The organism is Citrobacter sp. RHBSTW-00029 (genome assembly GCF_014104295.1).
Taxonomy (GTDB): Bacteria; Pseudomonadota; Gammaproteobacteria; order Enterobacterales; family Enterobacteriaceae; genus Citrobacter; species Citrobacter youngae.
Genome location: NZ_JABXRT010000001.1, coordinates 827,666 through 842,873 on the forward strand (window position 1 = coordinate 827,666; position 15,208 = coordinate 842,873).

Here is a 15,208-nt window from a genome sequence, read left to right on the forward strand (position 1 = left end):
TATGTGCGGTATTGTCGGTATCGCCGGTGTTATGCCGGTAAACCAGTCGATTTATGACGCGTTAACGGTGCTCCAGCATCGTGGCCAGGATGCCGCTGGCATCATCACCATTGATGCCAACAACTGCTTCCGCTTGCGTAAAGCGAACGGAATGGTGAGCGACATTTTTGAAGCGCGCCACATGCAGCGTTTGCAGGGCAACATGGGCATTGGTCATGTGCGTTACCCAACGGCTGGCAGCTCCAGCGCCTCTGAGGCCCAACCTTTCTACGTCAACTCACCGTATGGCATCACGCTTGCCCACAATGGCAACCTGACCAACGCACATGAGCTGCGTAAAAAGCTGTTTGAAGAAAAGCGCCGCCACATCAATACCACTTCAGATTCTGAAATTCTGCTGAATATTTTCGCCAGCGAGCTGGATAATTTCCGCCACTATCCGCTGGAAGCCGACAATATTTTTGCTGCTATTGCCGCAACCAACCGCCAGATCCGCGGCGCCTATGCCTGCGTGGCGATGATTATCGGCCACGGTATGGTTGCTTTCCGCGATCCGAACGGCATCCGCCCGCTGGTGCTGGGTAAACGTGATATCGGCGATGGTCGTACCGAATACATGGTGGCCTCCGAGAGCGTAGCGCTGGATACGCTGGGCTTTGAATTCCTGCGCGACGTTGCCCCTGGCGAAGCGGTTTATATCACAGAAAAAGGTCAGTTGTTTACCCGCCAGTGTGCCGATAACCCGGTCAGCAATCCGTGCCTGTTTGAATACGTCTACTTCGCACGTCCTGACTCCTTTATCGACAAGATTTCCGTCTACAGCGCCCGCGTAAACATGGGTACCAAGCTTGGCGAAAAAATTGCTCGTGAATGGGAAGATCTGGACATTGACGTGGTGATCCCGATTCCGGAAACCTCCTGTGATATCGCGCTGGAAATTGCCCGTATTCTCGGTAAGCCGTACCGTCAGGGTTTTGTGAAAAACCGCTACGTGGGCCGTACCTTTATCATGCCAGGCCAGCAGCTGCGCCGTAAATCCGTGCGCCGTAAACTGAACGCCAACCGTGCGGAATTCCGTGATAAAAACGTGTTGCTGGTGGATGACTCCATCGTGCGCGGTACGACCTCAGAACAGATTATCGAGATGGCTCGTGAGGCAGGAGCGAAGAAGGTGTATCTGGCCTCTGCTGCTCCGGAAATTCGCTTCCCGAACGTTTATGGTATCGATATGCCTACGGCGACGGAGCTGATTGCTCATGGTCGCGAAGTGGACGAGATTCGCCAGATAATTGGCGCAGATGGTCTTATCTTCCAGGATCTGAACGATCTGATTGAAGCCGTCCGTGCTGAGAACCCGGATATTCAGCAGTTTGAATGTTCCGTGTTTAACGGCGTGTACGTCACCAAAGACGTCGACCAGCAATATCTCGATTTCCTCGACTCCCTGCGTAATGACGACGCCAAAGCGATTTTGCGTCAGAACGAAGCGGAAAACCTTGAGATGCACAACGAAGGTTAATGTTTGCTCGCAAGCAAGGGCGCAACCTGCACCCTTGCTTGCAACTCACCGTAATTTCCTGCAAAGTCGGCCCTGAGCAAGTAAGGGCGATTACACATGAAACGACTCATCATTGGTATTTCTGGCGCAAGCGGGGCAATTTACGGCGTGCGCCTGCTGCAGGTTTTGCGTGACGTTACCGATGTGGAAACCCATCTGGTGATGAGTGCCGCTGCCCGGCAGACGCTGGCGCTGGAAACGGACCTCACCGTGCGTGACGTACAGGCGCTGGCGAATGTGATTCACGATACGCGCGATATCGCCGCCAGTATCTCTTCCGGCTCTTTTCAGACCGCCGGAATGGTTATCCTGCCGTGTTCCATTAAAACGCTTTCCGGCATCGTCCACAGCTATACCGATGGGCTGCTGACCCGTGCGGCAGATGTGGTGTTGAAAGAACGCCGCCCGCTGGTGCTGTGCGTGCGCGAAACGCCGCTGCATTTGGGGCATCTGCGCCTCATGACCCAGGCGGCAGAAATTGGCGCAGTGATTATGCCGCCTGTCCCGGCGTTCTATCATCGCCCGCAAACGCTCGATGATGTGATTAATCAAACGGTTAACCGCGTGCTTGACCAGTTTGATATTACCCTTCCGCAGGACCTGTTCACCCGCTGGCAAGGGGCCTAAGCCGTTCCATCAGCGTGCAAAGAAACATCTGTTGCCCTGTTTCAGGGCAATTTTGTAACCGCGATCATATCCTCAACATTTAATTCGTTAAAACTCAACGAAACGCTGCGGTTCAACCGTCAGACCTGCTATCTTCAAAATCAGGACATTATTGCAACGTTTTATTAACATATTTAACGTCGAATATCCTCATCGACGCGAAAATGGCATAAGACCTGCATGAAAAAGTCTGCAAACACACAACACAACGTAAAACATAATAAAATTACGCCACTTGAGGGTTATGTATGAAGAAGACGGTTCTTGCTTTGTCTTTGCTGGTAGGACTTTCCGCCACCGCGGCCAGCTACGCAGCACTTCCGCAGACGGTTCGTATTGGTACAGATACAACATACGCACCTTTTTCCTCTAAAGATGCCAAAGGCGACTTTGTCGGCTTTGATATCGATCTGGGAAACGAGATGTGTAAGCGCATGCAGATCAAATGTACCTGGGTTGCCAGCGATTTTGATGCTCTGATCCCGTCGCTGAAAGCGAAAAAAATTGACGCCATTATCTCCTCGCTTTCTATCACCGAGAAGCGTCAGCAAGAGATTGCGTTCTCAGACAAACTTTACGCAGCAGACTCACGTCTGATCGCCGCGAAAGGTTCCCCAATTAAACCGACTCTGGATTCCCTCAAGGGTAAACACGTTGGCGTGCTGCAAGGCTCTACTCAGGAAGCCTATGCCAATGACAACTGGCGTAGCAAAGGCGTGGATGTGGTGGCCTATGCGAACCAGGATCTCATTTATTCTGACCTGACGGCGGGTCGTCTCGACGCGGCGTTGCAGGATGAAGTCGCGGCCAGCGAAGGCTTCCTGAAGCAGCCTGCCGGTAAAGACTACGACTTTGCAGGTCCTTCGGTAAAAGATAAAAAATACTTTGGCGACGGAACCGGGATTGGTTTGCGCAAAGATGACACCGAGCTGAAAGCCGCTTTTGATAAAGCGCTGGGTGAACTGCGCAAAGACGGCACTTACGACAAAATGGCGAGTAAGTATTTTAACTTCAATGTCTACGGCGATTAATACGCCGCAGCGGGGAATTGACTGCACCATTGCGGGTAACCATTACGGTGCATAATACATTCAGTGCACTTTTTTGGTGCTTTTGTCGTTGGCTTAATAAGCATGAGTGCATACTTAAGCGCTTTTCATGCAAATAAATACCGCCGACAGGGTAGAATGCTTTGCCTTGTCGGCCTGATTAATGGCACGATAACTGCACCTGGTCCTGTAAAGATCCCCTATAAAAGACAGTCTGTTGAGGATAGTTATGAAAAAACTGGTGTTGTCTCTTTCTCTGGTTCTGGCTTTCTCCAGTGCTACCGCAGCATTTGCCGCCATTCCGCAAAAAATTCGTATCGGTACCGATCCTACTTATGCGCCGTTCGAATCGAAAAATGCGCAGGGTGAATTAGTCGGTTTTGATATCGATCTGGCTAAAGAGCTGTGCAAACGTATCAATACGCAATGTACCTTCGTGGAAAACCCGCTGGACGCGCTGATCCCTTCGCTAAAAGCGAAAAAAATCGATGCGATCATGTCCTCGCTTTCCATTACTGAAAAACGCCAGCAGGAAATTGCCTTTACCGACAAGCTTTATGCAGCCGACTCGCGTCTGGTTGTCGCTAAAGATTCTGCTATTCAGCCGACTATTGAGTCGCTGAAAGGTAAACGTGTCGGCGTGCTGCAGGGCACGACTCAGGAAACGTTCGGTAACGAGCACTGGGCGCCAAAAGGCATTGAAATTGTCTCCTATCAGGGACAAGACAATATCTATTCTGACCTGACTGCCGGGCGTATTGACGCCGCATTCCAGGATGAAGTCGCGGCCAGCGAAGGCTTCCTGAAACAGCCGGTCGGTAAAGATTACAAATTCGGCGGCCCGTCTGTGAAAGACGAGAAGTTATTCGGCGTGGGTACCGGTATGGGGCTGCGCAAAGACGATAACGAGCTGCGCGAAGCGCTGAACAAAGCCTTTGCTGAAATGCGCGCTGACGGGACTTACGAGAAGCTGGCGAAAAAGTATTTCGATTTTGATGTTTACGGCGGTTAATCACCGCAGGTGCTGATAAAGCCCGTAGATTTTTGACGCGTTGAATTTATGCCTGATGGCACTGCGCTTATCAGGCCTACGGTGATTTTGTAGGCCGGATAAGGCAAAGCCGCCATCCGGCATTTAACGGTTAGTCTGAAATCAAAAGAGGCTTACTACTCCACCACACACGACAGGACAGGCAGCATGTTGTATGGCTTTTCAGGTGTTATTTTACAGGGCGCAATTGTTACGCTGGAGCTGGCACTCAGCTCGGTGGTACTGGCGGTTCTGATAGGTCTTGTCGGCGCGGCAGCTAAGCTGTCGCAAAGCCGGGCAATGGGGCTTATTTTCGAAGGGTACACAACGCTTATCCGCGGGGTTCCCGATCTCGTCTTAATGCTGCTCATCTTCTACGGGTTACAAATTGCGCTGAATACCATTACCGATGCCATCGGTATCGGCCAGATTGATATCGATCCGATGGTCGCGGGTATAATTACGCTTGGGTTTATCTACGGCGCCTATTTTACCGAAACGTTCCGTGGTGCGTTCATGGCTGTGCCAAAAGGTCATATTGAGGCCGCGACGGCATTCGGTTTTACCAGCTCACAAATATTTCGCCGCATTATGTTCCCGGCGATGATGCGCTATGCCTTACCGGGAATAGGCAACAACTGGCAGGTCATTCTTAAGGCCACGGCGCTGGTGTCACTGCTTGGACTTGAAGACGTAGTGAAAGCCACTCAGCTTGCCGGGAAGAGTACCTGGGAGCCGTTCTATTTTGCCGTGGTGTGCGGGGTCATCTATCTGGTGTTTACCACCGTGTCTAATGGTGTGCTGCTGTACCTTGAGCGCCGCTACTCCGTGGGTGTGAAGAGGGCTGACCTGTGATTGAGATTATTCAGGAATACTGGAAGTCCCTGCTGTGGACTGACGGATATCGCTACACTGGCGTTGCTATCACTCTCTGGCTGCTGATTTCGTCGGTGGTGATGGGCGGGATACTGGCGCTGTTTTTGGCGATTGGTCGCGTTTCCAGTAATAAATTTATCCAGTTTCCCATCTGGCTGTTCACCTATATTTTTCGTGGCACGCCGCTGTACGTTCAACTTCTGGTGTTCTATTCCGGGATGTATACGCTGGAGATCGTCAAAGGAACGGACTTCCTTAACGCATTTTTCCGCAGTGGGCTGAATTGTACCGTGCTGGCATTGACGCTGAATACCTGTGCCTACACGACGGAGATTTTCGCCGGGGCTATTCGTTCCGTACCCCATGGTGAGATTGAAGCCGCGCGCGCATACGGTTTCTCGTCATTCAAACTGTATCGCTGCATTATTTTGCCTTCCGCGCTGCGTATTGCGCTGCCGGCTTACAGCAATGAAGTCATTTTAATGCTGCACTCCACGGCGCTGGCATTTACTGCCACGGTGCCTGATTTGTTGAAGATCGCCCGCGATATCAACTCGGCAACGTATCAGCCGTTTACCGCCTTCGGTATTGCCGCCGTACTGTATTTGATTATTTCGTATGTCCTGATTAGCCTGTTCCGTAAAGCGGAAAAACGCTGGTTGCAGCATGTATCCTCTAAATGATTCGAGTAACACGATGTCTGAAAATAAATTAAACGTTATCGATTTACATAAGCACTACGGCGAACATGAAGTGCTGAAAGGGGTATCGCTGCAGGCCAATGCGGGTGATGTTATCAGTATTATTGGTTCGTCAGGTTCGGGTAAAAGTACCTTCCTGCGCTGCATTAACTTTCTGGAAAAGCCGAGTGCCGGAACGATTGTGGTTAGCGGTCAGAATATTGGCCTGGTGCGCGACAAAGACGGTCAGTTGAAGGTTGCAGATAAAAATCAGCTGCGTCTGCTACGCACGCGACTGACGATGGTCTTTCAGCACTTCAACCTGTGGAGCCACATGACGGTGCTGGAAAACGTGATGGAAGCGCCGATTCAGGTGCTGGGGCTGAGCAAGCAGGAAGCCCGCGAACGTGCGGTGAAGTATCTGGCCAAAGTCGGTATTGATGAGCGCGCGCAGGGCAAATATCCGGTACATCTGTCCGGTGGTCAGCAGCAGCGCGTCTCTATTGCGCGTGCGTTGGCGATGGAACCGGAAGTGTTGCTGTTTGATGAACCCACATCGGCGCTTGACCCAGAACTTGTGGGCGAGGTGTTGCGTATTATGCAACAGCTGGCCGAAGAGGGTAAAACCATGGTGGTCGTGACCCACGAAATGGGATTCGCTCGACATGTCTCCACGCACGTGATTTTCCTGCATCAGGGGAAAATTGAGGAAGAGGGCGACCCGGAGCAGGTATTCGGTAATCCGCAAAGCCCGCGTTTGCAGCAGTTTCTCAAGGGCTCGCTGAAATAAGTGAGTTGCCCGGAGGCGTTACGCTTTCCGGGCCTACCGCTTTAACGCGCTGTACTCCAGACGATAAGCCCAGTCGTCATACGCTATGCCGTTCACTTCATAGGCTTTTTCAAGCACCTGAGTGCGTATAAATCCTGTTTTTTCCAGAATGCGTATCGACCCGGTATTTCCGGCTAATACATAGGCATTTATCGCCGTTACGCCAGCCTGTTGAAAGGCATAATCGCACACGGCACGTACGGCTTCGCTGGCAATCCCTTTTCCCTGCGCCCGCGGCGTGATGGCATAGCCAATATCAGCTTCCTGAGGATAAAGATGGCTTATCTGTAAGCCAATATCGCCCAGTTGCACCGTGTTGTTGTGCTCCCGGATAACAAAGGTATGTCGAGCGGAAAGGCGTCTGGCGAAGAGCAGGCGAGTATCTTTGGTTGGGGCGATATCACCCATGAAACGCATGACGTCCGGATTTTCTCGTAGCCGCTGGAAAAAAGGCCAGTCAGCGAGTTGGTATAAAGAGAGAGTAAGTCGGGGTGTTGATATTATCGCCATAACGTCGCCATTGTGGTATTTGGTTTTTTAACCATACCACCACAATGGCAACAGTGAAGGGATATCAGACATTATCGGATGACATCGGCCAGCGCTTCTTCCAAATCGTACCAACGAAACGCAAAACCTGCCCCCTCCAGTCGCTTGGGCAACGCGCGCTGCCCCCCGAGGACCAGCACCGAGGATTCGCCCATCAGCAGCCGCATAGCGGCTGCCGGAACGCGCAGGATCGCCGGGCGGTTTAGGGCATGACCCAGCGCATGGGCGAACTGTTCATTACGAACCGGGTATGGCGAAACCATATTGAAGGGACCGCGCAGATCGTTATCCAGCAGCCAGATAATCCCGTTGACCATATCGTCAATATGGATCCAGGCCAGGTATTGACGCCCATTGCCGATAGGACCGCCAAGCCCCAGACGAAACGGTGGAACCATCTTTGCGAGGATCCCGCCTGTAGAGGCCAATACAACGCCAGTACGCAGCAAACATACGCGGGTTTTGTCGCTTTGCGCAGCGCTGGCGATCTGTTCCCACCGGGCGCACAACTTATGGGTGAATTCATTATGTGGCGGTTCTTCTTCCGTCACAACGACTTCACCCAGATCGCCGTAGTATCCCGTAGCGGAACCGGAGATGAGTACGGCAGGCGGCGTGTTGCTGACCTTGATTAAATCGACCAGTTTCTGCGTAATCCCCCAGCGGCTCTGGCACAAACGCTCTTTTTGCTCAGCGCTCCAGCGTTTGTCGGCGATAGGCTCTCCGGCAAGATTGATGACAGCATCAACGCCATCGAGGTTTTGCTGCTCTTCCAGCCCTTTCCAAAGCGTGACCCGGGAGTCCAGAATCTGACGAGCCTTATCAGGAGTACGTGTCACTACGGTAATCTGATGCCCCAGTTCCAGCAGGCGGGGGATCAAATGACGTCCAATCAGGCCAGTACCGCCGGTAATCAGAATCTGCATGTCGCCTCCCGGGTTACGTTTAGCGCTGCCAGCTCAATGTCATGGAAACGGAGTCGGCGTAACGCAATGCGTGAAGTTTATCGATCTCCACTTCAGCATAAGTGACCCAGTGATGTTCGCGTGCGATATCGAGCACATCTTGCGTTAATTTTTCCAACAATGAGAAGCGGTTACTCTCAACGTGCGAAATGATGCTCTTGGTGATGGTGCGATAATTCAGCGCATCGTTGATATCTTCACTGGTCCGGGCTTTGTCTGCTGGATAGTGGATGGCAATATTGATGACGATATCCTGTCGGTTCAGAATCTCTTCTTCTTTAATGCCGATAAAAGTGCGCAGACGAAGGTTTTTTATACGAATAATTGCGTCAGGTTGTGACATTGCAGGTTTCCTCCATGTATGAACCTTTTCATGATACACGAGAACCGAATCGCGTTAACTTTTCTCGCTCTGCGCTTGCTGCATCGCCCGTTCTGTTGCGGGACGAGTACGGATACGTTCGTACCAGTTATTGACCGCCGGATAGTTGTCGAGGTCGATACGCTGGCGCTGGTGGAGATTAATCCACGGCCAGCAGGCAATGTCGGCAATGCTGTAATGATCGCCACCCAGCCAGGGTGATATTTCCAGGCGTTTATTCATGACGTTGTACAGTCGCTGGGTTTCCACCTGATACCGTTCAATGGCGTAGGGGATAGTCTGCGGTGCGAAGTGGCTGAAGTGATGATTTTGTCCCAGCATTGGCCCAAGTCCGCTAACCTGCCAGAAGAGCCACTGCAGCGTGGTGTGGCGCTCGCGTAATTCGCCGCTGAGTAGCTTACCGCTCTTTTCCGCCAGGTAGAGTAAAATCTCGCCAGACTCAAACAGGCTAATGGGTTTTCCGCCATCCTCCGGGGCGCAGTCGATGATGGCCGGAATTTTATTATTCGGTGAAATCAGCAAAAAGTCAGGGCGGAACTGGCTGCCTCTGCTGATATCTACATGAATCAGACGGTATTTTAACTGCGCCTCTTCGAGAAACAGTGTGATTTTGTGCCCGTTTGGCGATGGAGTGTAGTAGAGGTCGATCATTTTCAGCGTCCGTTTTGTCATGAACCGGGTCACTACAAGTATAGAAGCTGCCGACGTGTGTGAGTTTTCATCAAGTGACAGCGAGAGAAAGACTCTATATTTTGAAAGAAAGCCAATACACTTCAGAGGACATTATGAGCAAACCTGCAATTACGCTGTGGTCAGATGCCAACTTTTTCTCCCCTTATGTACTGTCTGTTTATGTCGCTCTGCAAGAGAAAGGGCTGCCTTTTACGCTGAAAACTGTCAACCTCAATAGTGGCGAACACTTGCAACCTTCATGGCAAGGGTATGCGCTGACGCGGCGCGTACCGGTTCTTGACATTGACGGTTTTGAACTGAGTGAATCCTCGGCGATTGCCGAGTTCCTGGAAGAGCGTTTCGCTCCACCACAATGGGAGCGCATTTATCCGCACGATCTACAAAAACGGGCTCGCGCCCGCCAGGTTCAGGCCTGGCTCCGTAGCGATCTGATGCCTATCCGGGAAGAGCGTTCGACGGATGTGGTTTTTGCTGGCGTGAAGAAAGGTCCGTTGACGGAAGCAGGAAGGGCCAGTGCGGAAAAATTGTTTGCCACGGCGGGCAGTTTACTGGCGCACGGTAAGCAGAATTTGTTTGGTGAATGGTGTATCGCAGACAGCGATTTAGCGCTAATGCTTAATCGACTGGTTCTGAATGGCGATGATGTACCGGAACAGCTCGCAGAGTATGCCACCTTCCAGTGGCAACGCGCTTCGGTACAACGTTTTATCGCGCTTTCAGCGAAGCGTTCCTGCTGAAAGTAGGGACGTAATCCAGTATCATTGAAAGGTATTTTTCAACGAGGGGTGAGTGATGAAACTGATGTTCGCATCGGACATTCATGGTTCGTTGCCGGCTACGGAATGCGTACTTGAACGGTTTGCCCAAAGCGGTGCGCAATGGCTGGTGATACTGGGCGATGTATTGAACCATGGGCCGCGTAATGCGCTGCCAGAGGGCTACGCGCCAGCGCAGGTCGCCGAGCGTTTGAATGAGCAGGCGTCGCGGATAATTGCGGTACGTGGTAATTGCGACAGCGAAGTGGATCAGATGCTTCTGCATTTTCCAATAACCGCGCCGTGGCAGCAAATTCTGACTGACAACCAGCGACTCTTTCTGACGCACGGACATCTTTTTGGTCCGGATAACTTACCACCGCTCAACGCCGGCGATGTGCTGGTTTATGGACATACGCATCTGCCGGTGGCAGAGCGACGTGGGGATATCTACCAGTTTAACCCCGGTTCGGTAAGCATCCCGAAAGGGGGATTTACGGCAAGCTACGGGATTCTGGATGATAATGTTCTCAGCGTGATGGCACTCAATGATCAAAGTATTATTGCGCAGGTCGAGATTAATCCGTAAGTTACCCCACAAACGTAAACGCGCCGTAAGAGCGCTAGAAAAAAGAAGGTTTCCTGATGGTGGAACAGCGTCGTTTGGCAAGTACTGAATGGGTGGATATTGTGAATGAAGACAATGAAGTCATCGCACAATCCAGCCGGGAACAAATGCGGGCACAATGCTTGCGCCACCGTGCAACGTATATCGTTGTACACGATGGTATGGGTAAAATTCTGGTTCAGCGTCGCACTGAGACAAAGGACTTTATGCCCGGTATGCTGGATGCTACCGCGGGGGGGGTTGTTCAGGCTGATGAGCAGCTTCTGGACTCCGCGCGTCGTGAAGCTGAAGAAGAATTGGGCATTGCCGGTGTCCCGTTTGCCGAGCACGGTCAGTTTTATTTTGAAGACCAGAACTGTCGCGTCTGGGGCGGGCTGTTTAGCTGCGTTTCTCACGGACCGTTTGCGCTGCAGGAAGAAGAAATTAGTGAAGTGTGCTGGCTGACGCCGGAAGAAATTACCGCGCGCTGTGATGAATTTACACCGGACTCACTGAAGGCACTGGCGCTGTGGATGACCCGCAACGCCAAGAATGAAAGTGCGAAAGCCGAAAAACACGAAGAAGCTGAGTAAATTCAGCACCGCCGATCCTGGGTGACGGGATCGGGCGTCGTTGTAGGCCGGATAAGCCGCTGATGCGCATTATCCGGCCTTGTTGTTTAATGGTAGCCCATTATCTGCGCGCCAATCACCACCACGCTGGACATAATAAACAGCAGTCCCAACAGCGTGGCGCCTACCTTCAGCCAGTTACGAAAATCCACCCGACAAACGCCTAACGTTGCCATCAGTGATGCCGACGTAGGATAGATAATATGACTGAATCCGTCACCAAACTGGAATGCCAGAACGGTGACCTGACGGTTGACGCCAACCAGATCGCCCAACGGTGCCAGCAGCGGCATGGTCAACGCAGCCTGACCGGAGCCGGAGGTAACGAAGAAATTAAATACCGCCTGGAACAGCAGCATAAACCACGCCGCAATGGCGTTATCCAGACCGCTAATGCCGTTGGCGATGCTGTGCAGCAGGGTATTCAGTACGCTGGCATCGCCCGCTTCACCATTGCCTACCAGCAGCAATATCCCCTTGGCAAAACCAACCAGCAGGGCAGGGGCAATCATCATACGCGCACCCTCAGTAAATGAGGACGCCATGATGTTAACCGTCATGCCGTTGAGCCGAAAGACGACGCCAATAATGCCAATCACCAACCCCATAGTGAAGAACTGGCTGGCAATCTCCGGGATAAACCACGCGTGGACGATAACGCCCCAAATGACCCACACGATCACGCCCGTCAGCACCATCAGTACCAGCCAGTCGCCGAGCGTGAAGCGGCGCTCAATGACCTCATCCTGCTGTTCGCGGAAGAAGCGGTCTGATTCATGCACGCGTGACAGCAGCGGATTCTTTTTGATGCGCGCCGCGTAGGCCAGCGTGAACGTCAAGCCGATCATCGTCGCCACAACCCACACCACGATGCGCAGACCCGAACCCGAGAGCACAGGGACACCGGCAATACCCTGTGCGACAACCACACAGAATGGGTTCATCCACGAACTGGCAAAGCCAATTTGGGTGGCAATGTAGGTCACCAGCACGGTGGTGATACTGTCGTAACCTAAGCGTACCATCAGCGGCGCGATGATAATGGCAAAGGCGACAGCCTCTTCCCCCATGCCAAATACCGCGCCACCCAATGAGAAGAGAATAAACAGCACCGGGATAAACAAGACCTCGTTACCCCGGGTATGGCGGATGAGCGCCAGGATGCCGTTATCAATGGTTCCGGTGCGCATCACGATGCCAAACGCACCGCCAATCACCAGCATAAACATAATGATGCCAACGGCAGTACCGAATTTAGAACCGGAGGTTAACCCTTCAAACGGGAAGTTCATCAGACCAGGACTTTCGTCACCGGTGGTAAAGAACTTAACCGGGTGATACTGCTCTTCACCGGCTTCATTGGTCAGAATACGGAATGAGTGGGGATCAACAACCTTGCGGGTCTTGGTTTGCCCATCAACCTGATACTGCACTTCCTGACTGTCGAACATCCCGACGGGAACAACCCAGGTCGCCAGACTGGTTAAAATGGCGACGAAAAAAATTATCACCAGCGTGTCGGGCATCGCCCACTTTTTGGCTGGCCGTGTTTCTGTTACTGCTGACATCAAAGACTATCCCTGTTGCAATGCAAAAGAGGGTAAGTATGCAAACAGGAGAATAGTTATTCATTGATGCAGCGCATCCTGATAAATGTTTCAGATTATGCAAATGGGAAAAACAGATATAAAAAAACCGGAAATATTAGCTATTTCCGGTTTGATAAGCAGGATGTGTTGCCGGATAAAGCATCCGGCACACGCAGCAAATTACTGCTGCTGCTGGGAAGACTGGATCGCGGTCAGAGCGATGGTGTAGACGATATCGTCTACCAGCGCGCCACGAGACAGGTCGTTCACCGGCTTGCGCATACCCTGCAGCATCGGCCCGATGGAGATCAGGTCGGCAGAACGCTGTACCGCTTTGTAGGTGGTGTTACCGGTGTTCAGATCCGGGAAGATGAACACGGTAGCGCGACCGGCAACCGGAGAGTTCGGCGCTTTGGATTTCGCAACGTCAGCCATAACGGCAGCATCGTACTGCAGCGGGCCGTCGATCATCAGGTCAGGACGTTTTTCCTGTGCCAGACGGGTCGCTTCGCGAACTTTCTCTACGTCACTACCTGCACCAGAAGTACCGGTGGAGTAGGAGAGCATTGCTACGCGCGGTTCGATACCGAAGGCAATCGCGGATTCAGCGGACTGAATCGCGATTTCTGCCAGCTGTTCTGCGGTTGGATCCGGGTTGATCGCGCAGTCGCCGTAAACGTAAACCTGATCCGGCAGCAGCATGAAGAACACGGAGGATACCAGAGAACTGCCCGGTGCAGTTTTGATCAGCTGCAGCGGTGGACGAATGGTATTCGCGGTGGTGTGAACTGCACCAGAAACCAGACCGTCAACGTCGTCCTGTTCCAGCATCAGGGTGCCGAGAACGACGTTGTCTTCCAGCTGTTCGCGGGCAACGGTTTCGGTCATACCTTTGTTTTTACGCAGCTCGACCAGGCGTGCAACGTAGCTTTCGCGAACCACTTCCGGGTCAACGATTTCAACGCCAGCGCCCAGTTCAACGCCCTGAGACGCCGCAACGCGGGTGATCTCATCCGGGTTACCCAGCAGAACGCAGGTTGCGATACCGCGTTCAGCACAGATAGCGGCCGCTTTAACGGTACGCGGTTCGTCGCCTTCCGGCAGAACAACGCGTTTGCCCGCTTTACGCGCCAGTTCGGTCAACTGGTAGCGGAACGCTGGTGGAGACAGACGACGGCTGCGCTCAGACGTTGCGGTCAGAGATTCAACCCAGTCGGCGTTGATGTAGTTAGCAACGTATTCCTGAACTTTCTCAATACGCTCGTGATCGTCAACCGGAACTTCCAGGTTGAAGCTCTGCAGGCTCAGAGAGGTCTGCCAGGTATTGGTGTTGACCATGAATACCGGCAGGCCAGTTTCGAATGCACGTTCGCACAGTTTAGTGATGCGCGCGTCCATTTCATAGCCGCCAGTCAGCAGCAGGGCGCCGATTTCCACGCCGTTCATCGCTGCCAGGCATGCAGCAACCAGCACGTCCGGACGGTCAGCGGAAGTCACCAGCAGAGAACCTGCGCGGAAGTGTTCCAGCATGTGCGGAATGCTGCGTGCGCAGAAAGTCACAGACTTCACGCGACGGGTATTGATATCGCCTTCGTTCACGATGGTGGCGTTCAGGTGACGCGCCATATCGATTGCACGGGTGGCGATCAGATCGAAGCTCCACGGCACCGCGCCCAGAACCGGCAGCGGGCTGGACTCCTGCAGTTTAGCCGGATCAACTTTGATCACTTTCGCTTTGGAAGAGTCGTCGAAAATCTCAGACAGATCCGGGCGAGTACGGCCCTGCTCATCAACCGGTGCGTTCAGTTTGTTAACGATTACGCCGGTGATGTTGGTGTTTTTCGCGCCGCCGAAGCTGCTACGAGTCAGTTCAATACGCTCGTTCAGCTGTTCCGGGGTATCGGTACCCTGAGACATGACGAAGACGATTTCCGCGTTCAGCGTTTTCGCGATTTCGTAGTTCAGAGACTGCGCGAACTGATGTTTACGGGTTGGGACCAGGCCTTCAACCAGTACAACTTCAGCGTCTTTAGTGTTCGCGTGGTAGTTCGCGATAATCTCTTCCATCAGCACATCTTTCTGATTGCTGGACAGCAGAGATTCAACGTGGCTCATCTTCAGCGGCTCAGCGGCTGGCAGAGAAGAGTTAGCACGCACGATGCTGGTAGTCTGGTCAGGCGCATCGCCACCGGCACGAGGCTGAGCGATAGGCTTAAAGACGCTCAGACGAACGCCTTTGCGTTCCATAGCACGGATCACGCCAAGGCTGACGCTGGTCAGGCCGACGCTGGTTCCGGTAGGGATCAGCATAATAATACGGGACACGGTTTATCCTCTTTCGTTACCGC

The 15,208-nt window shown here is 52.7% G+C and carries 16 protein-coding genes; 10 read left to right on the forward strand and 6 right to left on the reverse strand.

Translation table 11 applies throughout. The features are described 5' to 3' along the window. The first annotated feature begins 1 nt into the window (after position 1). From purF to hisP, 7 genes are all read left to right on the forward strand, one after another. The gene (gene purF / locus HV041_RS03985; RefSeq protein ID WP_005129677.1) at positions 2-1,519 is read left to right on the forward strand and encodes an amidophosphoribosyltransferase; all 1,518 of its coding nucleotides are present in this window, start codon (positions 2-4) and stop codon (positions 1,517-1,519) included. Positions 1,520-1,615: 96 nt separating this feature from the next. Next, positions 1,616-2,185 carry a UbiX family flavin prenyltransferase gene (locus HV041_RS03990; RefSeq protein ID WP_121584854.1) on the forward strand — a complete coding sequence of 190 codons (570 nt, stop codon included), beginning with the start codon at positions 1,616-1,618 and terminating at the stop codon, positions 2,183-2,185. A gap of 287 nt (positions 2,186-2,472) precedes the next feature. Next, complete coding sequence (gene argT / locus HV041_RS03995; protein ID WP_003028123.1) at positions 2,473-3,255, forward strand: lysine/arginine/ornithine ABC transporter substrate-binding protein ArgT; 783 nt, start codon at positions 2,473-2,475, stop codon at positions 3,253-3,255. A 247-nt stretch (positions 3,256-3,502) separates the two neighbouring features. Next, positions 3,503-4,285, forward strand: coding sequence for a histidine ABC transporter substrate-binding protein HisJ (gene hisJ, locus HV041_RS04000; protein ID WP_003028120.1), 783 nt, complete (start codon positions 3,503-3,505; stop codon positions 4,283-4,285). Positions 4,286-4,471: 186 nt separating this feature from the next. After that, positions 4,472-5,158, forward strand: coding sequence for a histidine ABC transporter permease HisQ (locus tag HV041_RS04005; RefSeq protein ID WP_003028118.1), 687 nt, complete (start codon positions 4,472-4,474; stop codon positions 5,156-5,158). After that, positions 5,155-5,862, forward strand: coding sequence for a histidine ABC transporter permease HisM (hisM, locus tag HV041_RS04010; RefSeq protein WP_003028116.1), 708 nt, complete (start codon positions 5,155-5,157; stop codon positions 5,860-5,862). Before HV041_RS04005 ends, hisM begins: the two co-directional genes overlap by 4 nt. A gap of 13 nt (positions 5,863-5,875) precedes the next feature. Beyond that, positions 5,876-6,649 carry a histidine ABC transporter ATP-binding protein HisP gene (gene hisP, locus HV041_RS04015; RefSeq protein WP_061068225.1) on the forward strand — a complete coding sequence of 258 codons (774 nt, stop codon included), beginning with the start codon at positions 5,876-5,878 and terminating at the stop codon, positions 6,647-6,649. A 33-nt stretch (positions 6,650-6,682) separates the two neighbouring features. On the opposite strand, the gene HV041_RS04020 is transcribed toward hisP, so the two are convergent. From HV041_RS04020 to yfcG, 4 genes are all read right to left on the reverse strand, one after another. After that, a complete protein-coding gene (locus HV041_RS04020; protein WP_121584853.1) occupies positions 6,683-7,198 on the reverse strand; it encodes a GNAT family N-acetyltransferase in 516 nt (171 codons plus the stop codon). Positions 7,199-7,269: 71 nt separating this feature from the next. Then, positions 7,270-8,163: a TIGR01777 family oxidoreductase gene (locus tag HV041_RS04025; RefSeq protein ID WP_105242182.1), complete on the reverse strand. Its 894-nt coding sequence runs from the start codon at positions 8,161-8,163 to the stop codon at positions 7,270-7,272. Between the two features lie 19 nt (positions 8,164-8,182). Next, complete coding sequence (gene folX / locus HV041_RS04030; RefSeq protein ID WP_005129505.1) at positions 8,183-8,545, reverse strand: dihydroneopterin triphosphate 2'-epimerase; 363 nt, start codon at positions 8,543-8,545, stop codon at positions 8,183-8,185. A 54-nt stretch (positions 8,546-8,599) separates the two neighbouring features. Further along, on the reverse strand, positions 8,600-9,235 hold the full coding sequence (gene yfcG / locus HV041_RS04035) for a GSH-dependent disulfide bond oxidoreductase (RefSeq protein ID WP_048211061.1): 636 nt from the start codon (positions 9,233-9,235) through the stop codon (positions 8,600-8,602). A 134-nt stretch (positions 9,236-9,369) separates the two neighbouring features. On the opposite strand from yfcG, the gene yfcF reads away from it, so the two are divergent. The 3 genes from yfcF to yfcD are packed head-to-tail and all read left to right on the forward strand — an operon-like array spanning position 9,370 to position 11,232. Further along, positions 9,370-10,014, forward strand: coding sequence for a glutathione transferase (yfcF, locus tag HV041_RS04040; protein WP_048211062.1), 645 nt, complete (start codon positions 9,370-9,372; stop codon positions 10,012-10,014). A gap of 55 nt (positions 10,015-10,069) precedes the next feature. Then, positions 10,070-10,621, forward strand: coding sequence for a phosphodiesterase (yfcE, locus tag HV041_RS04045; RefSeq protein ID WP_121584852.1), 552 nt, complete (start codon positions 10,070-10,072; stop codon positions 10,619-10,621). A 56-nt stretch (positions 10,622-10,677) separates the two neighbouring features. Beyond that, entirely contained in the window at positions 10,678-11,232 is a 555-nt protein-coding gene (gene yfcD / locus HV041_RS04050) for an NUDIX hydrolase YfcD (protein ID WP_048211064.1), read from the forward strand. An 86-nt stretch (positions 11,233-11,318) separates the two neighbouring features. Here the strand turns inward: yfcD and yfcC are convergent, their stop codons facing one another. Continuing rightward, complete coding sequence (gene yfcC / locus HV041_RS04055) at positions 11,319-12,839, reverse strand: putative basic amino acid antiporter YfcC (protein WP_048211065.1); 1,521 nt, start codon at positions 12,837-12,839, stop codon at positions 11,319-11,321. Positions 12,840-13,040: 201 nt separating this feature from the next. Next, the gene (gene pta, locus HV041_RS04060) at positions 13,041-15,185 is read right to left on the reverse strand and encodes a phosphate acetyltransferase (RefSeq protein ID WP_101742312.1); all 2,145 of its coding nucleotides are present in this window, start codon (positions 15,183-15,185) and stop codon (positions 13,041-13,043) included. Between the last annotated feature and the right edge of the window lie 23 nt (positions 15,186-15,208).